Origin of the sequence: Kosakonia sp. MH5 (genome assembly GCF_009935945.1) — a bacterium.
GTDB classification, from domain to species: domain Bacteria; phylum Pseudomonadota; class Gammaproteobacteria; order Enterobacterales; family Enterobacteriaceae; genus Kosakonia; species Kosakonia radicincitans.
Genome location: NZ_QODH01000003.1, coordinates 296,708 through 320,299, shown reverse-complemented (window position 1 = coordinate 320,299; position 23,592 = coordinate 296,708). Strand labels below are relative to the sequence as shown.

Here is a 23,592-nt window from a genome sequence, read left to right as displayed (position 1 = left end):
TGCCAGGCCTGAAAAATATTCATCTCAGAAAAAACGCATTAATTGCCAAAACAATAGCACGGAACGCCAAATAGAAATCCCGTTACCACAAGCGTATTATTTTTTAAAAAAATCTGATGCAGTAATTTATTTCGCAGAGCAGAATCACAAACATATTTCCCCACTTAAATATTGGGGTATGTCCAGATAATAAATAATCTACCCCTGCTCTGCTACTTTCTGGGACAAGCCGATGGCAAGCCAGCAGTGCAGCAGACAACGATTGCTTTCGGGATCGTTTCAGGTAACTATAAATCAGCAAGTTATTTCTTTTGGCATTCTACAGACAGAGAAGTTCCCTCAGTGAAAAAACAATTATCCTTACTCGCTTTAAGTATTATTCTGGCAGTTCCGGCATTCGCCAGTCAGCAATCCTCAAGCCAGGGTTTTATTGACGACAGTCATTTAGATCTCTTTTTACGCAATGCTTATATTAATCGTGATTATCGCAGCGGCGCAGATAATAAAGCGGAATGGGGTCAGGGATTTATTACCACCTTTCAATCTGGCTTCACTCAGGGGCTGGTAGGTTTTGGTGTTGACGGTATTGCGCAATACGGAGTACGCCTCGATGGCGGCCGTGGCCGCAGCGGCGCAGGCGGTATCGACTTCTTTGCTCAGGATAATGACGGCAAAGCAAAATCCGATCTGGCTAAATTTGGTGCGACCGCCAAAATGCGTATCTCCAATACCGTACTGAGCTATGGTACCCAGCGCCCGGAACTGCCCATCCTGAATGCCGACAGCTCCCGTTTACTGTACGAAACCTATACCGGTACGATGCTGACCTCGAAAGAGGTTGACGGTCTGGAAGTAAACGCCGGTTACTTCACTGATGAGCAGCGTAAAAGTGATGACAGCCACAACACTGGGCTGAAAAGCCTGAGCTTCGGCGGAGCCAGCTATCAATTTAACGATCAATTCAGCGGTGCGCTCTATGCATCCCGCGTGGAAGACGTACTGAATAAACAATACCTCGGTCTGAATTTCAAACAACCGTTCAGCACCGGCCAGCAGGTGGTTCTGGATTTCAACGGTTATAACTCGCGTCTGGATCAGGGTTATGCAGACAGCCAGAATACCGGCCGCAGCAACAGTATCTGGAGCCTGGCCGCCAGCTATATTTGGGATATTCACACCTTTAAACTGGCGTACCAGCAGAGTAGCGGCAGCACCGGCTATCACTACGGCAGCTACAAAAACGTGGGCGGCGTCGGCGATGGTGGCAACACCATCTGGCTGGCGAACTCCTACTGGTCGGATTTTAACGGTGAAGATGAGCGTTCGTGGCAGGCTTCTTACGGGCTGGATTTTGCCGGTCTGGGCTTACCGGGTCTGAGTTGGACCACCGCTTATGTACGCGGCGACAACATCAAAACCACCGAAACCAGTAACGGTAAAGAGCATGAATGGTTCAACCAGCTTCAGTACCAGGTGCAGAGTGGCCCGGCGAAAGATCTGAAACTGAAAGTGCGCTACTCCGTACTGCGCGTTTCCGACAATGCCAGCGATTACAATATTGGCGGCAACGAAGTTCGCCTCTACGCAGAATATCCGTTCAACGTATTCTGATAAAAAAATCCCTTCCGCGCCTGCTGGCGGGAAGGGATTTATTTCATCACAGCGTCATTACTGTGTTATTCATCTTCCAGATAGGTGTAACCGTACAGGCCCGATTCGAACTCTTCAAGGAACTGCTGTTGCAGCGCTTCGTCCAGACCGGTCTGCTTCACCTGATCGCGGAACTGCGTCAGTAACGTATTCGGATCGAGTTGCACATACTGCAACATATCCGCCACCGTATCCCCTTCGTCAGACAGTTCAACTTCCACACTGCCATCCGGGAAGACAAACACGTCAACCGCTTCGGTATCACCAAACAGGTTATGCATGTTGCCGAGGATCTCCTGATACGCGCCCACCATAAAGAAGCCCAGGATTGGTGGGTTCTCCGGATCGTACTCCGGGATCGGCATGGTGGTCGCGATGCCGTCGCCATCCACGTAATGATCAATGGCGCCGTCTGAATCACAGGTGATATCGAGCAGCACCGCGCGGCGTTCCGGCGCATGGTTCAGCCCTTCCAGCGGCAGCACCGGGAACAGTTGATCGATACCCCAGGCATCCGGCATCGACTGGAACAGCGAGAAGTTGACGTACATTTTGTCCGCCATACGTTCCTGCAATTCGTCGATAATCGGGCGATGCGCGCGGTTGCTCGGATCGAGCTGCTTCTGCACTTCATGGCACATATTCAGATAGAGCTGCTCGGCCCAGGCTCGTTCTTGCAGGCTGAAAGCGCCAGAGGAATAGCCGACATGAATATCATGCAGATCCATCTGGCTGTCATGCAGCCATTCACGCAGCGAACGGCGGGTGCCAGGCTCGTGCATCTCCTGCCAGGTTTCCCACATGCTTTGCAGCGCACGCGGCGCATCTTCCGCCGGTGGAGTCGCTTGCGTGTACTCGTTACGTTCAACGCCAATAATGTTAGAAACCAGCACAGTGTGATGCGCCGTCACCGCGCGGCCGGATTCGGTGATCACCGTCGGATGCGGCAAGCCATGCTCTTCGCAGGCATCGCCAATCGCCCAAATGATGTTGTTGGCATACTCGTTCAGGCCATAGTTGACCGAGCAGTCGGACTGCGAGCGTGTACCTTCATAATCCACGCCCAAACCGCCGCCGACATCGAAGCACTGGATATTGACGCCCAGCTTATGCAGCTCGACGTAGAAACGCGCGGATTCACGCACGCCCGTCGCGATATCACGGATGTTGGCCATCTGCGAACCGAGGTGGAAGTGCAGCAACTGAATGCTGTCGAGACGCCCGCGCTCACGTAGGATCTCCACCAGTTGCAGCACCTGCGTTGCCGCAAGGCCAAATTTCGATTTCTCGCCGCCGGAGGATTGCCATTTGCCGGAACCTTGCGATGCCAGACGCGCGCGTACGCCGAGGCGTGGCACCACGTTCAGGCGTTCAGCTTCTTCCAGTACGATGGCGATTTCGGTCATTTTCTCAATCACCAGATAGACCTTGTGGCCCATCTTTTCGCCAATCAGCGCAAGACGAATGTATTCACGATCTTTATAACCGTTACAGACAATCACCGAACGGGTCATGCCGGCATGTGCCAGAACGGCCATCAATTCCGCTTTGGAACCGGCTTCCAGCCCCAGCGGTTCGCCGGAATGGATCAGGGATTCAATCACACGGCGATGCTGGTTCACCTTGATCGGGTAAACCAGGAAATAATCGCCGTTGTAGCCGTAGGACTCACGCGCTCGTTTGAACGCGGCATTAATCGAGCGCAGACGGTGTTGCAGGATCTGCGGGAAGCAGAACAATGCGGGCAGACGTTGCCCCTGTGCTTCACGTGCTTTTACCAGCTGTGCCAGGTCGACACGGGCTTCCGGGACGTCCGGATCCGGGCAAACGCTGATATGGCCCAGCTCGTTGACGTCGTAGTAGTTATTGCCCCACCAGGCAATGTTATAAGTACGAAGCATCTTGCTGGCTTCCTGGGAGCTCATCGCAACCTCCTGCATGGAACGTAGTACACCCTGTTCGCCTGCTGACGAAGGCGAAAACGAAGACATGTCGTCAGACATAGCGAACCTCAATCTATAAAAGTGTATACCCTGCGCACATCACGCTGAGCGATTGCCGAAGCGCGAAGAGACACAGGAATAAAATAGTTGACTACTATCGCAGTGACACATAGCGATAACAACCCATAAACAGCCTGGCATAGCCTGATTTCAGGCCAACGCCACGCCTGTGCGACCGGTTTCTTTTTCATATCATTGTAAAACACGCATCCGAACGTCTGTATGACAGCCCGGCGAAACCACGAGAAAACTCCTGTATTAGCAGGAGAGCCCTTGTTCAGGTATCACAACGCCTTACCGGCCCTGGAGTCCTGGGAAGCGCCGAAATGGGTATAACATCGGCAGGTTTGCAGATTAGAAATGCAGGTTGCGGGGAATAAACGCACGCCAGAACGGCGCGACAGATTCTGCGGAAAACGACGGTTCATTATCTCTTATCACCTCCAACGCAAGCCATAGCGACCCGCGACAAGCCAAAGCCCTGAATCAACTGCTTAACCCGGCTGGAAGTGGCGACACGGCGTTTTGGCCGTGCGCTTTTTTTTAAGAGCCGCGCGCGGCGTTTTATACCGACAACGGGGTGAAAATGCAAAATAAAAAAGCTGTGTTTGCCGCATTGTCAGGAAAAATTTCCGTCACTATTTGTGTCAGGATGAGGTCAGGATCAAAAAAAGGCTGGAAATGGGTTCAACAAGTGACCTAAAATAGCCGTCCAGATGTTAATCCATCCAGATTGATTAACTCTCAGACTTCTTGTGCCATCATCTGCAATCTGCGCCGCCAGGCGTGAAAACATCCGGGCACAGAATTCGAGCTAACCGTATTACTCCAGGGTGAAAACTTACTATGGCAAAACACCTTTTTACGTCCGAGTCCGTTTCTGAAGGGCATCCTGACAAAATTGCTGACCAAATTTCAGACGCCGTGCTGGATGCCATCCTCGAACAGGATCCGAAAGCGCGCGTTGCATGCGAAACCTATGTTAAAACCGGTATGGTACTGGTTGGCGGTGAAATCACTACCAGCGCATGGGTCGATATCGAAGAGATCACCCGTAACACCGTACGCGAAATCGGCTATGTGCACTCCGACATGGGCTTTGATGCCAATTCTTGCGCCGTACTGAGCGCCATTGGTAAGCAATCTCCGGACATCAACCAGGGTGTTGACCGTGCCGATCCGCTGGAACAGGGCGCAGGCGACCAGGGCCTGATGTTTGGTTACGCGACCAATGAAACTGACGTGTTGATGCCAGCACCGATCACCTACGCCCACCGTCTGGTAGAGCGTCAGGCTGAAGTGCGTAAAAACGGCACCCTGCCGTGGCTGCGCCCGGACGCAAAAAGCCAGGTCACTTTCCAGTATGATGACGGCAAAATCGCCGGCATCGATGCTGTCGTTCTGTCTACACAGCACGCTGAAGAGATTGACCAGAAATCGCTGCAAGAAGCGGTCATGGAAGAGATTATCAAGCCGATCCTGCCAGCCGAGTGGCTGAACGCGTCCACCAAATTCTTTATCAACCCGACCGGCCGTTTCGTTATCGGCGGCCCAATGGGCGATTGTGGTCTGACCGGCCGTAAAATCATCGTTGATACCTACGGCGGTATGGCTCGTCACGGTGGCGGCGCGTTCTCCGGTAAAGATCCGTCGAAAGTGGACCGTTCCGCAGCATATGCCGCTCGTTACGTGGCGAAAAACATCGTTGCTGCAGGTCTGGCCGATCGTTGTGAAATTCAGGTTTCCTACGCTATCGGTATCGCAGAACCGACGTCCATCATGGTGGAAACATTCGGTACTGAGAAAGTGCCAACCGAGCAACTGACGCTGCTGGTCCGCGAATTCTTCGACCTGCGTCCGTATGGCCTGATCCAGATGCTGGATCTGCTGCACCCGATCTACAAACAAACCGCTGCATACGGTCACTTTGGTCGCGAAACTTTCCCATGGGAAAAAACCGACAAAGCCGCTCTGCTGCGTGAAGCTGCCGGCCTGTAATAATCCGCTGACAGTTTTCTTCTAAAGGCCAGCCTCGTGCTGGCCTTTTGCATTCCTCGTCCGGTTATTTTCGCCGTCTATATTGTTAACGCCTGCCTGGTATTTTTCTGAAAGCGATTACACCTCACCGCTTCGCTGATTTTTTCAGATTTTTCCTTTTGAAAAAGGAATGAAGCAGAGTTGTTACATTAAGTTTCGGCTTAGTCTGAAACTTCTCCTTGGCACTCACCTTTCAACGTAAACAATCCTATAATATTTAACACTTTTATTTACATTACCGGTCTTAGCGTAATGTAACCGATTACACTCATGTGATGTGAATCACGTAATTTTGCCGGTAACTGGCCTACTTTTGTCACCGGAAAAACCAATACATCAATGGAGGGCATCATGCCTGACAATAAAAAACAGGGGCATTCAAATAAGGCGATGACCTTTTTTGTTTGTTTCCTCGCTGCACTGGCAGGATTACTTTTTGGTCTGGATATTGGGGTTATTGCTGGTGCGCTGCCCTTTATCACCAAAGACTTTCAAATTAGCTCACATACCCAGGAGTGGGTGGTCAGTTCAATGATGTTCGGCGCCGCCGTCGGTGCTGTTGGTAGCGGCTGGCTCTCCTGGCGCCTGGGGCGTAAAAAAAGTTTGATGATTGGCGCCGTGTTGTTTGTGGCGGGATCGCTGTGCTCTGCCGCTGCGCCAAATGTGGAAGTGTTGATTATTTCCCGCGTGCTGCTTGGTCTGGCCGTTGGGATCGCCTCCTACACCGCGCCGCTCTACCTTTCCGAGATCGCACCGGAAAAAATTCGCGGCAGCATGATCTCCATGTATCAGTTAATGATCACCATCGGGATTCTCGGCGCGTATCTCTCGGACACGGCCTTTAGCTACAGCGGTGCATGGCGCTGGATGCTGGGCGTGATCATCATTCCGGCGATTCTGCTGCTGATTGGGGTCTTCTTCCTGCCGGACAGTCCGCGCTGGTTTGCCGCTAAACGCCGCTTCCACGATGCCGAACGCGTGCTGCTACGCCTGCGCGACACCAGCGCGGAAGCGAAAAATGAACTGGAAGAGATTCGCGAAAGCCTGAAAGTGAAACAGACCGGCTGGGCGCTGTTTAAAGAGAACAGCAATTTCCGCCGCGCGGTGTTCCTCGGCGTGCTGTTGCAAATCATGCAACAGTTTACCGGTATGAACGTCATCATGTACTACGCGCCGAAAATCTTCGAACTGGCGGGTTACAGCAACACCAACGAGCAGATGTGGGGCACCGTTATCGTTGGTCTGACCAACGTGCTGGCAACCTTTATCGCTATCGGTCTGGTAGACCGCTGGGGACGTAAACCGACGCTGGTGCTGGGCTTCCTGGTAATGGCCGCCGGGATGGGTATTCTCGGTACGATGCTGCACCTCGGCATCCACTCACCATCAGCGCAGTACTTTGCGGTCGCCATGTTGCTGATGTTCATTGTGGGTTTTGCCATGAGCGCCGGCCCGCTGATCTGGGTGCTGTGCTCCGAAATCCAGCCGCTGAAAGGCCGCGACTTCGGTATCACCTGCTCCACCGCCACTAACTGGATTGCCAATATGATCGTCGGCGCAACTTTCCTGACGATGCTGAACTCACTGGGCAATGCCAATACCTTCTGGGTTTACGGCGCGCTGAACCTGTTGTTCATTGTACTGACCCTGTGGCTGGTGCCGGAAACCAAACACGTTTCGCTGGAGCACATCGAGCGTAACCTGATGCGCGGCCGTCCGCTGCGCGAGATCGGTTCCCACAATTAACCCTTCAGGCTTCCTCTGCGGAGGAAGCCTCTGTTTTGCCTGTTGCACTCGCGCTTCGCCGATCCTATTCTCAGCACTTATGAAAACTCCCCGTCTCCCCATCGCCATCCAGCAAGCCGTCATGCAGAGCCTGCGGGATAAACTTGCCCTTGCGAACCAGAAACTGGAGCGCAGCTATCCCGAACCTAAAGTGGTGTATCAACAGCGTGGCACAGCTGCGGGCACGGCCTGGCTGGCGGATTACGAAATCCGTCTCAACCCTGTGCTGCTGCTGGAAAACCAGCAGGCATTTGTTGAAGAAGTGGTTCCGCATGAGCTGGCGCATCTGCTGGTGTGGAAACACTTCGGTCGCGTTGCGCCGCACGGTAAAGAGTGGAAATGGATGATGGAGAGCGTGCTTGGCGTTCCTGCCCGCCGCACGCACCAGTTCGAACTGGAATCGGTACGACGCAATACTTTCCCATACCATTGTCGATGCCAGCAGCACCAGCTTACGGTACGCCGACACAACCGCGTGCTGCGCGGCGAGGCCGTTTACCGCTGTGTACGCTGTGGCGAACCGCTCATTGCCGACGCGACTAGCTGAATCCATTAAGAAATTTTCTGCTCTTACTGATTGCATCAGACAACGCCTTCCGCTACGTTGCGAACTCGTTTCACAGGGAGTTCGCTATGTTTCGTCTTTTCTCACTTTTCATCGCACTGATCGCCATTCCCGCTTTCGCAGCAGATGGCATAAACAGCTTTGCCCAAGCAAAAGCGGCGGGAGCCAAAGTTAACGCCGACGCACCGGGCGACTTCTATTGCGGCTGCAAAATTAACTGGCAGGGTAAAAAAGGCGTGGTTGACCTTGCTTCCTGCGGCTACAAGGTGCGAAAAAATGAAAACCGCGCCAGCCGCATTGAATGGGAGCACGTGATGCCTGCATGGCAGTTCGGCCATCTGCGCCAGTGCTGGCAGGATGGCGGCCGGAAAAACTGCGCCAAAGATCCGGTCTACCGCAAAATTGAAAGCGATATGCACAACCTGCAACCTGCCGTCGGTGAAGTGAATGGCGATCGCGGCAACTTTATGTATAGCCAGTGGAATGGCGGCGACGGTCAGTATGGCCAGTGCGGCATGAAGATTGATTTCAAAGAGAAGCTTGCTGAGCCGCCAGCCCGCGCCCGCGGTGCGATTGCCCGTACCTACTTCTATATGCGCGATCAATATCAGCTCAGCCTTTCACGACAGCAAACGCAACTGTTTACTGCGTGGGATAAGCAGTATCCGGTGACCTACTGGGAATGCACGCGCGATGCGCGCATTGCCGAGGTGCAGGGCAACCACAACCCTTACGTGCAGCGCGCTTGCATGGCGCGAAAGAGCTAACCTACACTAGCGACAATTGATTATCGACAGGTGCAGTGGCGCACTTTCCACCCATGAGCCGCTGCATCTCCTGACAGACGGAATTTCAAAACATGCGTATTCCCCGCATCCATCACCCTGAACCTCTCCAGCCGGGCCATGAAATCGCGCTGAGCGAAGATGCTGCAAACCACGTTGGCCGCGTGCTGCGTATGGGGCCGGGCCAGGCTATTCAACTGTTCGACGGATCCAATCAGGTGTTCGACGCCGAGATTGTTCGCGCGGATAAGAAAAGCGTGATGGTCAACATTTTGCGTAGCGAAGTGGACGACCGTGAATCCCCGCTGCATATCCATCTGGGCCAGGTGATGTCGCGCGGCGAAAAGATGGAATTCACCATTCAGAAGTCGATAGAGCTGGGTGTAAGCCTCATTACGCCACTTTTTTCTGAGCGCTGCGGGGTTAAACTGGATGCCGAACGCCTGAACAAAAAGCTCCAACAGTGGCAGAAAATCGCCATTGCCGCTTGCGAACAGTGCGGTCGTAACCGTATTCCGGAAATTCGCCCGGCGATGGATCTGGAAGCGTGGTGCGCCGAAGAAGATGCTGGTCTGAAACTGAACCTGCATCCGCGTGCCAGCCAGAGCATCAACACGCTTCCGCTGCCGGTTGAGCGCATTCGATTGCTGATAGGCCCGGAAGGCGGCCTCTCTGCCGATGAGATCGCCATGACCGCTCGCTACCAGTTTACGGATATTTTGTTAGGGCCACGCGTACTGCGTACAGAAACTACGGCGCTTACCGCCATCACCGCGCTTCAGGTCCGCTTTGGCGACCTGGGTTGAAAGGAGAAGCAGAATGATCAAGCTTGGCATCGTGATGGATCCCATCGCGGACATTAACATCAAAAAAGACACCAGCTTCGCCATGCTGCTGGAAGCACAGCGCCGCGGCTATGAGCTGCACTATATGGAGATGGCGGATCTTTACCTGATCAATGGTGAAGCCCGCGCCCGCACCCGCACGCTTTCCGTCGAACAGAACTACGACAAATGGTACGAATTCGGCAGCGAGCAGGATATTGCGCTGGCCGATCTGGACACCATCCTGATGCGTAAAGATCCGCCGTTCGACACCGAGTATATCTATGCGACCTACATTCTTGAGCGTGCGGAAGAGAAAGGCACGCTGATCGTTAACAAGCCGCAGAGCCTGCGTGACTGTAATGAAAAATTGTTCACCGCCTGGTTCCCGGATCTGACACCGGAAACGCTGGTTACGCGCAACAAAGCGCAGTTGAAAGCGTTCTGGCAAAAGCACACCGACATCATCCTTAAACCGCTGGACGGTATGGGCGGCACGTCGATTTTCCGCGTCAAAGAGGGCGATCCGAACCTGTCGGTGATTACGGAAACGCTGACCGAACTGGGTAGCCGCTATTGCATGGCGCAAAACTATCTGCCAGCGATCAAAGACGGCGACAAACGCGTGCTGGTGGTTGACGGTGAACCGGTGCCTTACTGCCTGGCGCGCATCCCGCAGGGCGGCGAAACCCGCGGCAATCTGGCGGCGGGCGGCCGCGGCGAACCACGTCCGTTAAGCGAAAGCGACTGGGCGATTGCGCGCAAAGTTGCGCCGGTGTTGAAAGCCAAAGGGCTGATTTTTGTTGGCCTGGATATTATCGGCGACCGCCTGACCGAAATTAACGTAACCAGCCCAACCTGCGTACGTGAAATTGAGGCTGAATTCCCGATCTCCATCACCGGCATGCTGATGGATGCCATCGAAAAACGTCTGGGTAAATAATCTCAGCGCACAGGGCGGGAAGGATCCCGCCCATGACAGCATTGCCAGGTGACAGATCTGCGCTTTCCCCCCATACTAGGCTGTCGCTTTTTTGAACCAGGAAACAGAACCTCTGACAATGAATTTACAGCATCACTTTCTTATTGCCATGCCTGCTCTTCAGGATCCTCTCTTTCGGCGCTCGGTAGTCTATATCTGCGAGTACAACGACGAAGGTGCAATGGGGCTGATTATTAATAAGCCGCTGGAAAACCTGAAAGTTGACGGTGTCCTGGAAAAACTCAAAATCCAGCCAGAAGCGCGGGATCCAGCCATCCGTCTGGACAAACCGGTGCTGCTGGGCGGCCCGCTGGCGGAAGATCGTGGTTTTATCCTGCATACGCCGCCCGCCACATTCGCTTCCAGCATTCGCGTTTCGGATAACACCGTGGTCACCACCTCACGCGATGTGCTGGAAACCCTTGGAACGGCAGAACAGCCGAGCGAAGTGCTGGTCGCGCTGGGATACGCCTCATGGGAAAAAGGGCAACTGGAGCAAGAGATCATGGATAACGCCTGGCTCACCGCCCCGGCCGATCTCAACATTCTGTTCAAAACGCCGATCGCCGACCGCTGGCGCGAAGCGGCAAAACTTATCGGTATTGATATCTCCACCATGCCTGGCGTAGCGGGGCATGCCTGATGAGCGGAACCTTGCTGGCCTTTGATTTTGGCACCAAAAGTATTGGCGTCGCCATTGGGCAACGCATCACCGGCACGGCGCGTCCGCTCACCGCGCTTAAAGCGCAGGACGGCACGCCAGACTGGAAGCTTATCGAAAAACTACTGAAAGAGTGGCAGCCGGAAACGGTCATCGTCGGTTTGCCGCTCAATATGGATGGCACCGAACAGCCGCTGACGGCGCGCGCGCGCAATTTCGCCAATAAAGTGCACGGTCGTTTTGGCGTGAAAGTTACGCTGCATGATGAGCGGTTAAGTACCGTAGAAGCGCGCGCCGGTTTGTTCGAACGCGGCGGTTTTCGCGCACTCGACAAAGGCAGCGTTGATTCCGCCTCCGCCGTGATCATCCTCGAAAGCTATTTCGAGCAGCACGCCTGATCCTCGCTTCAATTCAATTTTGTAACAACCTCACCTGAATAAAGCCGCGCCTCGACCGCGGCTTTTTGCCGATCGTTTTCACAGTTTCTGACCGCCCTTTTTGCATTCCTCTGATTGTTTCTATAAAAGAAACATAACAGAGCGATAAATCTGTCAGGCCTTTTCCGTCAGATGGCTGGCCAGTGTATGAAGCGCCTGCAAGCGGGTTTCGACCTCAGCGTCTTCGATGTTCCACATTCCGGCAAAGGCCAGCGCCGCAGAGTGCGCGCCGAGGGGTTTGGCCATCGACACTTCGCCGTCGTCATGATGCCAGACCACATGGCCCTGCTGACGCTGAAGAGCGACATGCGGGCCAAGCTGCTGCCACTGCTCGTCGGTAAAGCGTTTTTGCAGTTCATCATCGCTTTCCGCCGCCAGCAGCGACATGCCGATGACAGATTGCCAGGCGGGCAGCATATGAAAACCAGCCAGCGCCTGGCTGACCTGACTACCGGGTTCGGAGTGATAGATATAGATGACCTGATCCTCCCACAGCACGCCCATCGCCACCACGATGTCTTTCGGGGCGTGGCGTTCAAGCAGGGGGAGCGCCTGGGAGAAAAGCGCCGAGCCGCGAATCGCCTGCGCCGCCAGCGCATGGATACCAGGCCCCGGCAGATAGCGTCGCTGAGCATCCTGCATGGTCAGGCCGATCGACGCCATGGTCATCAGCAACCGGTTGACGCGCGTAGTGTTAATGCCCATCAGGCGAGCCAGCTCGCGGCAACCAATGGCGCGACCACTGGAAACCAGATACTGCAGGCAGCGGATACCATCAATCAGGCTTTGGTTAGGTTGTGAGGACATTCAGGATTCGCTCATCAGATTGCTCAAAATTCGATTTTACCGTCAGTAAAGAAGGATACAAGGTTATGAAGATCTTTCCCCATAGCGAGGCAAGAACCTTTCCGACGCAGCATCTTCGCTGCGATCTGTTGGTTGCAGGCGGCGGCCTTGCCGGTCTTTGCGCCGCTCTTGCGGCTGCCCGCGACGGCTTACAAGTGGTGCTGATTCAGGACAGGCCTGTACTTGGCGGGAATGCCTCCAGCGAAGTAAGACTGTGGGCGAATGGCGCCACGTCGCATATGGGGAACAATAACCGCTGGGCGCGCGAAGGCGGCATCATGGGCGAAATCATGGAAGAGAACCTCTGGCGCAACAAAGAGGGCAACCCAGTGATGTTCGATCTGGTCCTGCTGGATCTGGCAAAAAGCCAGCCGGGGTTAACGCTTTTGCTGAATACTGCCGTTTATGAAGTGGAAAAAGAGCAGCAGCGCATTATCCGGATCAAAGCCTTCAATCCAATCAACGAAACCTTTTACAGCGTAAATGCAGCGCAGTTTTGCGACGCCACCGGCGATGGCGTGCTGGGTTTTCTGGCGGGCGCTGAATATCGCGAGGGTGCGGAAGAGGCACAAGAGCTGGGCGAGAAGATGGCGCCGGGGGATCATTTCGGCCATAAGCTGGGTCATTCGATCTACTTCTACACCAAACAAACCGATGGACCGGTCAACTTTGTACCGCCCTCTTTTGCGCTGCAAGATATAACCGAAATCCCGCGCTACAAGCGGCTGACATCGACGCTGAACGGTTGCGATCTGTGGTGGCTGGAGTGGGGAGGCCGTCTGGATACCGTGCATGAAAGCGAAGAGATCAAATGGGAACTGTGGAAAATCGTCTGGGGCGTCTGGGATCATATTAAAAACTCCGGCAACTTCCCGGAAGCTGCGAATATGACCATCGAATGGGTGGGCGCAATTCCTGGCAAGCGCGAAAGCCGCCGCTTCCTCGGCGATCATTTACTGTGCCAGCAGGATATTATCGAACAACGCGATCACTACGATGCCGTGGCTTACGGAGGCTGGTCGATCGACCTGCATCCGGCAGATGGCGTTTACAGCACGCACGACGGCTGCCGCCAGTTTCACAGCAAAGGTACCTATACCATTCCATTTCGCTGCCTTTATAGCCGCTCGCTGGACAATCTGTTCCTCACCGGCAGGCTGATTTCCGCCTCCCATGTCGCGTTTGGCAGCGCCCGCGTGATGTGCACCTGCGGTCTGCTGGGTGAAGTGGTGGGCCGCGCCGCCGCTCTTTGTAAAACAGAGCGCCTTACCCCGCGTGAACTGGCGGAGCCTGCACACATCGGCTTACTGCAACAGCAGTTACAGGCTAACGGCTGCTATATTCCACGACGCTGGCTGAACGATCCGGCGGCCGGAGCGGAGGTCAGCGCCAGTAGTGAATATCAACTGACTGAACTTCCTGCCAGTGGTCGCTGGCACGCATTAACGGGGCGGATGGCACTGCTGCTGCCGGTACAGGCTGGTGCGCAGTTGCCGGATATCGCGCTGTTTCTGCGGGCCAAAACGCCGCAAACGCTGGCAGTATCCCTGCTCGGCAGCGCGCGTGCCGGAAATTTTACCCCCGATTATCAATACGCCGAGTCTGTATTACAGGTTTCCGGCGAAGCCTGGCACACCTTGTCATTCCGCTGGCAGAGTGACCGCGACCAGTATCTGTTTATCGCCTTCGACGTGCAGGATGTGGTCGAGATCGCCCTGACGGATACGCATCTGCCCGGCATGATGACGGTATTTAACAGCCTGAATGCACGCGTGGCGAAACACACTCGTCAGGTTGTCGATGGCGATTATGGCGTCGACGAGTTCGACTTCTGGCTGCCGCGCCGTCATCCGCAACAAATTATGCCTGCCCTGCGTTTCAGCCAGCCATTAATGGCCTGGAGCGTACAAAATGTGCTCAACGGACGCCTGCGCCCGGAGCAGCAGATCAACGGCTGGACGCCGGATGCTAACGATCCAACGCCGGAAATCGTCTGGCGTTGGGCGACGCCGCGCCAGATCCACCATCTGACGCTGGTACAGGACAACGACTTTGATAACGCCATGGAGTCGGTGCAAATGGGCCATCACTACGCGGTGACGCCACACTGTATTACGCACTACCGCCTGTGGGCGGACGATAAACTTCTGGCTGAAGTGCGGGAGAATCACCACTCCGTCTGCCAGCACCAGTTCCCCGAACCGCTGACAGCATTGAGCGTTCGGCTGGAGATCCTCGCGACAGCAGGCGCCCTGCCTGCGGTGTATTCGCTAAACGTATGTTAAAGCCACCCCTGCTGAACGCGCTGTTGGTGACTTTGCGCAAAGGTCTGCATGCCCGCCTGCTGCCCGGTCTGCATCACACCGGGCAACTGGTGCGTTTTGCCTTCGCGGATCAGATTCGCGACCGCCGGAGAGTTAATCAGCAGCTCAAACAGCGCGATCCGCCCACCCCGCGTGTCTGCTTCCAGCCTCTGCGCCAGCACCGCTTGCAGGCTTCCGGCCAACTGGCTGCGTACCGGATCTTTCTCCTGCGCCGGAAACGTATCCACCAGACGTTCCACCGCCTGCGCTGCCCCACGTGTATGCAGCGTGGCCAGCACCAGATGCCCGGTCTCTGCAGCAGTCAAAGCCAGGCGGATGGTTTCACTGTCGCGCAGCTCGCCCAGCAGGATCACATCCGGATCTTCACGTAGCGCCGCACGCAAACCGGCAGCGAATGAGCTACAGTGCTGGCCGATCTCCCGCTGCTGGATCAGGCACCGCTTGCTGGTATGGACAAATTCAATCGGATCTTCCAGCGTCAAAATATGCCCGTCATGATGTTGGTTGAGATGCTCAACCATCGCCGCCAGGGTCGTGGATTTACCGCTGCCTGTGGCCCCGGTAACCAGAATCAGCCCGTTATCCCGCTCCAGCAGAGTGCTCAGCGCGACGGGCACATCCAGTTCAGCAAGCAATGGGCTGCTTTGCGCCAGCAGTCGCAGCGCCAGCGAGACGCCCTGATGATGGCTGAACGCACCAGCACGCAAGCGCTGCCCGCGCGCGGTGGTCAGGGCGAAATCAACCTGCCCCTGTTCTCGCCATTGCTGCTGCAGCGCGCTGCTCAGATAAGCATTGAGAAACCCGCTGATGTCAGGCTCGGGAAAAGGCGCAGGCACCAGTCGTCCCTGCTGTCGCCAGCGCGGTGGACAATGACTGCACAGGTGTAGATCCGAGACATTATGCTTTACACTAAGCTCCACTATTTCATCTATATCCATAACGCTATCCTGGAAACATGAACGATATTGCGCACAACCTGGCACAGGTCCGGGACAAAATCTCCGCTGCCGCAACACAATGCGGCCGTGCTCCAGCAGAAGTTACTTTACTTGCAGTGAGCAAAACCAAGCCTGCGAGCGCTGTCGCAGAAGCCATCGACGCCGGACAGCGCGCGTTTGGAGAAAACTATGTTCAGGAAGGGGTCGATAAGATCCTTCACTTCCGCGAGGCGGGCGTGGATGACCTGCAATGGCACTTTATCGGACCGTTGCAGTCCAACAAAAGCCGTCTGGTAGCCGAACATTTCGACTGGTGCCACACTATCGATCGTTTGCGGATCGCCAGCCGCTTAAGCGAACAGCGCCCCGCCGACCTGCCGCCGCTGAATGTGCTGATTCAGGTCAACATCAGCGACGAACAGAGCAAATCGGGCATTGCCCTCGGCGAGCTGGATGCGCTGGCGGCACAGGTTGTTGAATTACCTGGCATTTGTCTGCGAGGTTTGATGGCGATCCCCGCGCCGGAAACGGAGTACGCGCGGCAGTTTGCCGTAGCACGGCAAATGGCTGTAGCATTTGAAGCGCTCAAAACACGTTATCCAACGGTGGATACCCTGTCGCTGGGCATGACGGACGACATGACCGCCGCCATTGCGGCTGGCAGCACGATGGTGCGCATCGGGACAGCCATTTTTGGTGCGCGCGATTACACGAAAAATTAAGGAATACTGAGGAACGCCATGAAGACGTTGACTTTCCTGCTCTCGACAGTGCTTGAACTCTATACGATGGTTCTGCTGTTGCGCGTCTGGATGCAGTGGGCACGCTGCGATTTTTACAACCCGTTTTCGCAGTTTGTAGTGAAAGCTACACAGCCGATTGTCGGGCCGCTGCGCCGTGTCATTCCGCCGCTGGGGCCGCTGGATAGCGCCTCGCTGCTGATCGCTTTTGTACTCAGTTTTATCAAGGCGATCGTGCTGTTTATGGTGATCACGTTCCAGCCGATCATCTGGATTTCCGCGCTGCTGATTTTACTGAAAACCATCGGTCTGATGATTTTCTGGGTACTGCTGGTCATGGCGATCATGAGTTGGGTCAGCCAGGGCCGTAGCCCGGTCGAGTACGTTTTAATACAGTTGACGGAACCGCTGCTGCGCCCAATCCGTAATCTGCTGCCAGCGATGGGCGGCATCGACTTCTCGCCGATGATCCTGGTGCTGCTGCTGTACGTCATCAATATGGGCGTTGCGGAGCTACTGCAATCCACCGGCGATATTCTTCTGCCGGGGTTGTGGATGGCACTATGAGTGCCGTTTCTACCTGTGAAGAGGGGCTGGTTTTGCGGCTGTACATTCAGCCGAAAGCCAGCCGCGACAACATTATCGGGTTGCATGGCGACGAACTGAAAGTCGCCATCACCGCTCCGCCTGTAGACGGCCAGGCAAATGCGCACCTGGTCAAATACCTCGCAAAGCAGTTTCGCGTGGCAAAAAACCAGGTGGTGATTGAAAAAGGCGAGCTGGGCCGCCATAAGCAGATTAAAATTACCCACCCGCAACAGATCCCGACGGAAGTCGCGGCGCTAATCGATTAGGATCCACTATGCAAAAAGTTGTCCTCGCGACCGGTAATGCCGGTAAAGTGCGCGAGCTTGCCTCGCTATTGAATGATTTCGGCCTCGACGTGGTCGCACAAACTGAACTGGGCGTTGAGTCCGCAGAAGAGACCGGGCTGACGTTTATTGAGAACGCCATCCTCAAAGCTCGCCACGCGGCGCAGGTTACCGGTTTGCCCGCCATCGCTGACGATTCCGGCCTGGCGGTTGATGCATTGCAGGGCGCCCCGGGGATCTATTCGGCGCGCTATTCCGGCGTGGATGCAACCGATCAGCAGAATCTGGAAAAGCTGCTCGATGCGCTGAAATCGGTCCCGGATGAACAACGTACCGCACAGTTCCACTGTGTGCTGGTCTATATGCGTCATGCGAACGATCCGACGCCGCTGGTATGTCACGGTAGCTGGTCAGGCGTGATCGCGCAGCAACCGGCTGGCAGCGGCGGTTTTGGCTACGATCCGATTTTCTTTGTTCCTTCCAGGGGTAAAACCGCTGCGGAACTTACTCGCGAAGAGAAAAGCGCCATTTCCCATCGCGGTCAGGCGTTAAAATTGTTACTGGAAGCACTGCGTAATGGCTGATTTGCCACCTTTGAGCCTTTATATCCATATTCCCTGGTGCGTGCAGAAATGCCCGTACTGCGACTTCAACTCGCACGCGCTGAAGGGCGAAGTGCCGCACGACGATTACGTTCAGCATCTGCTGAACGACCTCGATGCTGACGCGCCCTGGGCGCAGGGACGTGAAATAAAGACCATCTTTATTGGTGGCGGCACACCGAGCCTGCTGTCCGGCCCGGCGATGCAAACGCTGCTGGATGGCGTGCGCGCCCGGCTGCCGATGGCGGCCGATGCGGAAATTACCATGGAAGCCAACCCAGGCACCGTGGAAGCCGACCGTTTTGTCGATTACCAGCGTGCGGGCGTGAACCGTATCTCCATCGGCGTACAAAGCTTCAGTGAAACCAAGCTTCAGCGGCTCGGGCGAATTCACGGCCCGGAGGAAGCGAAACGCGCGGCAAAGCTGGCAAGCGGGCTGGGGTTGCGCAGCTTTAACCTCGATTTGATGCACGGCCTGCCGGATCAGTCGCTGGAAGAGGCGCTGGACGATCTGCGCCAGGCCATCGAACTTAACCCACCGCACCTGTCGTGGTATCAACTGACTATCGAACCCAATACGCTGTTTGGCTCGCGCCCGCCGGTGCTGCCGGATGACGATGCGCTGTGGGATATTTTCGAGCAGGGACACCAGATCCTTACCGCGGCCGGCTATCAGCAGTATGAAACCTCAGCCTATGCGAAACCGGGTTATCAGTGTCAGCATAACCTCAACTACTGGCGCTTTGGTGATTACCTGGGTATTGGTTGCGGCGCGCACGGTAAAGTCACTTTTCCGGATGGGCGCATCCTGCGCACGGCGAAAACCCGCCATCCGCGTGGGTATATGCAGGGAAAATACCTTGATAAGCAGCATGATGTTGAAGCGCAGGATAAACCGTTCGAATTCTTTATGAATCGCTTTCGCCTGCTGGAGCCTGCGCCACGCGCTGAATTCACCCGCTACACCGGGCTGGATGAAAGTACGATACGCCCGCAGATCGAGCAGGCGCTGGCATTAAATTATTTGAATGAATGTGACACGTACTGGCAAATAACCGAACACGGTAAGCTGTTTCTCAATTCTCTGCTTGAGTTGTTTCTGACTGAATAAAGACTTTGGCCCTCTGCGCGGAACGCAGAGGGCCAAAGTACTACAGAAAGATTAATGATTCCGTTGCTGCAAAGCGTGTCGAACTAATACCACAGCACTGGCAATAACCCCACCACACAGCGCCGCTAAAATAATAAATAAAACCCGACCCGCCCCCTCTTTTTTGGTAGGTAAAGACGGGGAAAGCTGATATTTAAACGGCGTAAAGGTGATATCTTTAATATCCAGTTTTTCCAGTTCCGCCAGGCGATGTTCACGATAACGGAAATCCGCATTAAGCCGGGTAACATCGACAATTGACTGTTCGATTTTAAGCTTTTCAGCAATGCCATCAGCCCCCAGAGCGATGGAATAATCCGGGTCATCCTGTACGGATTGCCCATTACTGTAAACAGGACGCTTAATACCGGCAGCATTTGCCACTTCCAGCGAGTAATTTAGGCGCTTCAACTTGGTGTCATGCAGCGTATTCATCCGCTCACGCTCCATCGCCAGCGACTCCCTCTCCGTATCCTTTTTTAAATCCACTTCTTCGCGCAGATAATCTAATGTTTCTTTAACAACCAACGCAGAAATATAATTGATATAGCTGTTAAGAATTTCCTTAGCCTCGCCAGCCGTCGGGGCGGTGAAGCTTAATGTCCAGGACTGGTAAGGCACGTTATCGGCGCTTTTCACCGGCGTGTTATTGACCGCCTTGATCTTCCCGGACAGCAGTACAATGCCGCGGCGCAACTCTTCAACATCGGGATTAGAAGCCATCAGCTTGCCGGCCACCAGCGGAGACGATGCCAGGAACTCTTCACGCAGCGACTCAGAATTAAACTTTTTCAGGAACAGGTTAAATACTTCAACCTTATCAAGAGAAGGTTTAACGTCGAGAACCTGCAAAGTAGAAAGGGTCTTTTGCAGTTGGCTCCATTGCGGTTTTTCTGCTGGCGTGATTTCTGCCTGGCTGGTCCATTTTGGCGTTAATAACGCACTAATGAAGAATCCGACCAGAGAAAACATCAGAATAGTCGAGATAATGATTCGCTTACTTTCCCACAAGGTACTAATTAAACCGAGCAGATCAAGCTCGGTATTTTTGTACCGCTCAGGAAAATCTTCATAGATTGAGGCGTCATTTTTCGATTGAATATGTAGTGATGTCATACAAGTAAGTATCGAGTCCATGATTTGAAATTCGATACTATCATCAATAAGAGAGTTCTTAAAGTAAATTAATTCTCTATATTTCAGTCACATTAATACAAGCTCCTGTCAACCTACCTTAATTAATATCATAAGGCGGCTTGAAAGGATTCCAGAGATATAATATAGCGGGTAAAATAATAAGCCCGACTAATATAGCCGGGCTTTATTTGACTATTCCGAAAATAAAAAACTATAAGAGCGGATCACTTCAATCCGGCGGTCAACGCTTTGCGGTTTTCTTCCAGCGAGACGACGCGCTTACACACGTCTTTGCCAAACTGCTGGAAATCCGCTTCCTGGTTTTTCCACTCATCCTGAATAGCCGTCTGTAAACCGCCGAGGCTCCCCAGCACGCTCTGTAGCGGATTACCGCCGCTCTTCAGCACGGCTTTAGCACCCATTTCGTTGATGCTGTCCTGCAGAATGCCGCCCATTGTCTGGTTCACCAGTTGCTGACCATTGGCGCGCACTTCATCAATCGCTTTGTAGTGGAATGTCAGGCCATCGTTGCGATGTTCAATAATGCGGTTCATCTGCTCTTTCAGTTGCGCATCCAGCCTGGTCAGACGGTTGCGCATGCTGCTATTCTCTCCCACCTGTTTGACAATGATCGTATCCAGCGCTGCACGGCTTTTCTCCACGCGACTGCGCGCGCCATCGTCAATCCATGGCAGAGCACTGCGCAATTCGGCCTGGTAATCCTTCGCCTGTTCGCGCTGCGCAGTGGTTAGCGAAGGTTGCTTGCCGTTAAACATGACATTGCCGTCCGGGGTGATCACCAGGTTACCGTTCTCACCTTTCACCTGCACGGTTTGCGGGCTGATGATCACATCGTCACGCGGCGTCACGCCACATTGATAATCAGCCTGAGCCGCAAATGCGGTAACCGTAAGAGCCGCCGCCAACAGCGTTTTGCGCATCATAAAAAACTCCTGTAGAGACAAAACGGGCCAGCTAATGCTGGCCCCTTATGCTTTATTAGTCCCACCAAACGTCGAAAAGTTCGCTGATGCGTACCTCGCTCAGTTTGCGGTCTTCCAGCCACTTACGCACAATGGCCTGATGTTCTTCGGTACATTTACCGATTTCCTGCAAACAAATCAGACCGTCCCAGGCCAGATAACCACTGCCGTCAAACGCCAGCTTATTCGGCTCGATCACTTCCTGAATAAAGTCATCAACGGTTTTATCGATCTGCTCTTCGCTGGTACCTTCCGGAAAACGCCATGCAACGGAAAAACCCAGTTCCTGGAACTCGTCGATATGCATTTTTTTACGCAAGCGACGACTGCGGTTTGTTGCCATTATTTCACCCTCTCGAACATTAAGTCCCATACGCCGTGACCAAGACGGTGGCCACGCTGTTCAAATTTAGTCACTGGACGCGAATCCGGACGCGGCACAAAGTCATTCGTCGCCGACAAGTTTTTATAACCGTCGATAGAGGACATCACTTCAAGCATATGTTGCGCATAGGCTTCCCAGTCAGTCGCCATATGGAACACGCCGCCCAGCTTGAGCTTGCTTTTCACCAGTTCAGCAAACGGTACCTGAACGATGCGGCGTTTATTATGACGCGCTTTATGCCACGGGTCAGGGAAAAACAGCTGCACCATATTTAAAGAATTGTCAGGAATCATTTTATGCAGCACTTCGACCGCGTCATGGCACATCACGCGTAGGTTCTCAACGCCCTCTTCATGCGCAGAAGAGAGGCAAGCGCCGACGCCCGGCGAGTGCACTTCAATACCAAGGAAGTTCTGCTCCGGACGCATTTTCGCCATCTCCACCAGCGAAGCGCCCATGCCGAAACCAATTTCCAGCGTCACCGGCGCCGTGCGACCAAACAGCGCGACGAGATCCAGCGGCTGTTCGCTGAACTCAACGCCCATCACCGGCCAGTAATTTTCCAGCGCGTGCTGCTGCCCTTTGGTCAGGCGGCCCTGGCGACGGACAAAGCTACGAATCCGGCGCAATGGGCGGCCGTTTTCATCAAATTCCGGTGAAATGACGTCGTTATTCATAAAATGATCTGCTCGTGAGAGTGTTCAGGAAACGGGCATTATCCAAAGTTAATCGCATGATGCAAGCACCGGAAAGTTCCGGTTTACAGGCCAACGCCTCTGTGCTGCAATCTTCGCCCCTGACAACGCGATTCTGGTGACCATGCAAGCGTCTCAATTTTCAGCCCAGGTTCTGGACTGGTACGATAAATACGGGCGAAAAACCCTGCCCTGGCAAATTGAAAAAACGCCTTACAAAGTATGGCTGTCGGAAGTGATGTTGCAACAGACGCAGGTTGCAACCGTTATTCCTTATTTCCAGCGTTTTATGGCCCGTTTCCCGACGGTGACCGATCTGGCAAACGCTCCGCTGGATGAAGTGCTGCATCTGTGGACCGGGCTCGGCTACTACGCCCGCGCCCGCAATCTGCATAAAGCCGCACAGCAGGTGGCGAACCTGCATGGCGGTCGTTTCCCGGAAACCTTTGATGAAGTGGCCGCGCTTCCTGGCGTTGGCCGTTCCACTGCAGGCGCGATCCTCTCACTGTCGCTGGGTAAACATTTTCCCATCCTCGACGGTAACGTTAAACGTGTGCTGGCACGCTGCTACGCCGTTACGGGCTGGCCGGGTAAAAAAGAGGTGGAAAAGCGGCTGTGGGATATCAGCACTGAAGTCACACCGGCAAAAGGGGTGGAGCGCTTTAACCAGGCGATGATGGATCTCGGTGCTATCGTCTGTACACGTTCCAGACCGAAGTGCGAATTGTGCCCGTTGCAAACAGGCTGCGAAGCAAAAGCGGCGCAGTCGTGGGCACAATATCCCGGTAAAAAACCCAAACAGACGCTGCCTGAACGCAGCGGCTATTTCCTGCTGATGCAGCATGAAGGCGAGGTTTATCTCGAACAGCGCCCGCCCAGCGGGCTGTGGGGCGGTCTGTTCTGTTTCCCGCAGTTCAGCGATGAAGCGGGTCTGCGCGACTGGCTGGCGCAGAGGAACATTAGCGCCGATAATCTCAGCCAGCTTGTGGCGTTCCGCCATACCTTCAGCCATTTCCATCTGGATATTGTGCCTATGTGGCTTGGCGTGTCCTCGTTCTCATCCTGCATGGATGATGGCGCGGGTCTCTGGTATAACTTGGCGCAGCCGCCATCCGTCGGTCTGGCGGCTCCAGTGGAACGCCTGATACAGCAATTACGCGCCGAAGCGAAGTAGCACGGCGCGCAAGTAGA

24 protein-coding genes are annotated in these 23,592 nt (G+C 54.4%); 16 read left to right on the top strand and 8 right to left on the bottom strand.

What is annotated here, in order from left to right:
- Positions 1 to 342 precede the first annotated feature (342 nt).
- Positions 343 to 1,611, top strand: coding sequence for an OprD family outer membrane porin (locus DK872_RS11340; RefSeq protein ID WP_090397830.1), 1,269 nt, complete (start codon positions 343 to 345; stop codon positions 1,609 to 1,611).
- A gap of 65 nt (positions 1,612 to 1,676) precedes the next feature.
- Here DK872_RS11340 and speA read toward each other — a convergent pair whose 3' ends face one another.
- Together speA and yqgB are read right to left on the bottom strand one after the other, a co-directional pair.
- Entirely contained in the window at positions 1,677 to 3,653 is a 1,977-nt protein-coding gene (speA, locus tag DK872_RS11335) for a biosynthetic arginine decarboxylase (RefSeq protein WP_071531973.1), read from the bottom strand.
- A gap of 8 nt (positions 3,654 to 3,661) precedes the next feature.
- On the bottom strand, positions 3,662 to 3,844 hold the full coding sequence (gene yqgB, locus DK872_RS27985) for an acid stress response protein YqgB (protein ID WP_139201280.1): 183 nt from the start codon (positions 3,842 to 3,844) through the stop codon (positions 3,662 to 3,664).
- Positions 3,845 to 4,499: 655 nt separating this feature from the next.
- On the opposite strand from yqgB, the gene metK reads away from it, so the two are divergent.
- From metK to ruvX, 8 genes are all read left to right on the top strand, one after another.
- On the top strand, positions 4,500 to 5,651 hold the full coding sequence (gene metK, locus DK872_RS11320; RefSeq protein WP_007370216.1) for a methionine adenosyltransferase: 1,152 nt from the start codon (positions 4,500 to 4,502) through the stop codon (positions 5,649 to 5,651).
- 390 nt (positions 5,652 to 6,041) lie between these two features.
- The gene (locus tag DK872_RS11315) at positions 6,042 to 7,436 is read left to right on the top strand and encodes a sugar porter family MFS transporter (protein WP_007370214.1); all 1,395 of its coding nucleotides are present in this window, start codon (positions 6,042 to 6,044) and stop codon (positions 7,434 to 7,436) included.
- 79 nt (positions 7,437 to 7,515) lie between these two features.
- Positions 7,516 to 8,022: a SprT family zinc-dependent metalloprotease gene (locus DK872_RS11310; protein ID WP_071921397.1), complete on the top strand. Its 507-nt coding sequence runs from the start codon at positions 7,516 to 7,518 to the stop codon at positions 8,020 to 8,022.
- Positions 8,023 to 8,108: 86 nt separating this feature from the next.
- Complete coding sequence (gene endA / locus DK872_RS11305) at positions 8,109 to 8,807, top strand: deoxyribonuclease I (RefSeq protein WP_161518367.1); 699 nt, start codon at positions 8,109 to 8,111, stop codon at positions 8,805 to 8,807.
- 92 nt (positions 8,808 to 8,899) lie between these two features.
- Positions 8,900 to 9,631: a 16S rRNA (uracil(1498)-N(3))-methyltransferase gene (gene rsmE / locus DK872_RS11300; protein ID WP_035889573.1), complete on the top strand. Its 732-nt coding sequence runs from the start codon at positions 8,900 to 8,902 to the stop codon at positions 9,629 to 9,631.
- A 13-nt stretch (positions 9,632 to 9,644) separates the two neighbouring features.
- Positions 9,645 to 10,592 (top strand): glutathione synthase, encoded by a 948-nt coding sequence (gene gshB, locus DK872_RS11295; protein ID WP_007370210.1) that lies wholly within the window; start codon positions 9,645 to 9,647, stop codon positions 10,590 to 10,592.
- Positions 10,593 to 10,710: 118 nt separating this feature from the next.
- Entirely contained in the window at positions 10,711 to 11,274 is a 564-nt protein-coding gene (locus DK872_RS11290; RefSeq protein ID WP_007370209.1) for a YqgE/AlgH family protein, read from the top strand.
- Positions 11,274 to 11,690 (top strand): Holliday junction resolvase RuvX, encoded by a 417-nt coding sequence (gene ruvX, locus DK872_RS11285; RefSeq protein ID WP_007370208.1) that lies wholly within the window; start codon positions 11,274 to 11,276, stop codon positions 11,688 to 11,690. Before DK872_RS11290 ends, ruvX begins: the two co-directional genes overlap by 1 nt.
- 153 nt (positions 11,691 to 11,843) lie before the next feature.
- Here the strand turns inward: ruvX and DK872_RS11280 are convergent, their stop codons facing one another.
- Entirely contained in the window at positions 11,844 to 12,536 is a 693-nt protein-coding gene (locus DK872_RS11280; protein ID WP_007370207.1) for a hypothetical protein, read from the bottom strand.
- Positions 12,537 to 12,601: 65 nt separating this feature from the next.
- On the opposite strand from DK872_RS11280, the gene DK872_RS11275 reads away from it, so the two are divergent.
- Entirely contained in the window at positions 12,602 to 14,860 is a 2,259-nt protein-coding gene (locus tag DK872_RS11275; protein WP_161518366.1) for an FAD-dependent oxidoreductase, read from the top strand.
- On the opposite strand, the gene DK872_RS11270 is transcribed toward DK872_RS11275, so the two are convergent.
- Complete coding sequence (locus tag DK872_RS11270) at positions 14,857 to 15,837, bottom strand: type IV pilus twitching motility protein PilT (RefSeq protein ID WP_161518365.1); 981 nt, start codon at positions 15,835 to 15,837, stop codon at positions 14,857 to 14,859. The two genes, DK872_RS11275 and DK872_RS11270, sit on opposite strands and share 4 nt — an antisense overlap.
- Before the next feature lie 17 nt (positions 15,838 to 15,854).
- Here DK872_RS11270 and DK872_RS11265 point away from each other — a divergent pair, with 17 nt between their 5' ends.
- Genes DK872_RS11265 through hemW form a run of 5 tightly spaced genes read left to right on the top strand, consistent with a single transcriptional unit; the run spans position 15,855 to position 19,162 of the window.
- Complete coding sequence (locus DK872_RS11265; protein WP_007370204.1) at positions 15,855 to 16,559, top strand: YggS family pyridoxal phosphate-dependent enzyme; 705 nt, start codon at positions 15,855 to 15,857, stop codon at positions 16,557 to 16,559.
- Positions 16,560 to 16,577: 18 nt separating this feature from the next.
- Positions 16,578 to 17,144 carry a YggT family protein gene (locus DK872_RS11260; protein WP_007370203.1) on the top strand — a complete coding sequence of 189 codons (567 nt, stop codon included), beginning with the start codon at positions 16,578 to 16,580 and terminating at the stop codon, positions 17,142 to 17,144.
- A complete protein-coding gene (gene yggU, locus DK872_RS11255) occupies positions 17,141 to 17,431 on the top strand; it encodes a DUF167 family protein YggU (RefSeq protein ID WP_072439420.1) in 291 nt (96 codons plus the stop codon). The genes DK872_RS11260 and yggU overlap by 4 nt, the downstream gene beginning before the upstream one ends.
- Positions 17,432 to 17,439: 8 nt before the next feature.
- On the top strand, positions 17,440 to 18,033 hold the full coding sequence (locus DK872_RS11250) for an XTP/dITP diphosphatase (RefSeq protein ID WP_007370201.1): 594 nt from the start codon (positions 17,440 to 17,442) through the stop codon (positions 18,031 to 18,033).
- Entirely contained in the window at positions 18,026 to 19,162 is a 1,137-nt protein-coding gene (hemW, locus tag DK872_RS11245) for a radical SAM family heme chaperone HemW (RefSeq protein WP_161518364.1), read from the top strand. The genes DK872_RS11250 and hemW overlap by 8 nt, the downstream gene beginning before the upstream one ends.
- 51 nt (positions 19,163 to 19,213) lie before the next feature.
- Here the strand turns inward: hemW and wzz(fepE) are convergent, their stop codons facing one another.
- The 4 genes from wzz(fepE) to trmB form a co-directional block, all read right to left on the bottom strand.
- On the bottom strand, positions 19,214 to 20,317 hold the full coding sequence (wzz(fepE), locus tag DK872_RS11240; RefSeq protein WP_161518363.1) for an LPS O-antigen length regulator Wzz(fepE): 1,104 nt from the start codon (positions 20,315 to 20,317) through the stop codon (positions 19,214 to 19,216).
- 245 nt (positions 20,318 to 20,562) lie between these two features.
- Positions 20,563 to 21,282 (bottom strand): DUF2884 domain-containing protein, encoded by a 720-nt coding sequence (locus DK872_RS11235; RefSeq protein WP_161518362.1) that lies wholly within the window; start codon positions 21,280 to 21,282, stop codon positions 20,563 to 20,565.
- Positions 21,283 to 21,337: 55 nt separating this feature from the next.
- Positions 21,338 to 21,664, bottom strand: coding sequence for a YggL family protein (locus DK872_RS11230; RefSeq protein WP_007370197.1), 327 nt, complete (start codon positions 21,662 to 21,664; stop codon positions 21,338 to 21,340).
- Positions 21,664 to 22,383 (bottom strand): tRNA (guanosine(46)-N7)-methyltransferase TrmB, encoded by a 720-nt coding sequence (trmB, locus tag DK872_RS11225; protein ID WP_007370196.1) that lies wholly within the window; start codon positions 22,381 to 22,383, stop codon positions 21,664 to 21,666. Before trmB ends, DK872_RS11230 begins: the two co-directional genes overlap by 1 nt.
- Before the next feature lie 142 nt (positions 22,384 to 22,525).
- Between trmB and mutY the strand changes: the two genes are divergently transcribed.
- A complete protein-coding gene (gene mutY, locus DK872_RS11220) occupies positions 22,526 to 23,575 on the top strand; it encodes an A/G-specific adenine glycosylase (RefSeq protein ID WP_090397822.1) in 1,050 nt (349 codons plus the stop codon).
- Positions 23,576 to 23,592 lie beyond the last annotated feature (17 nt).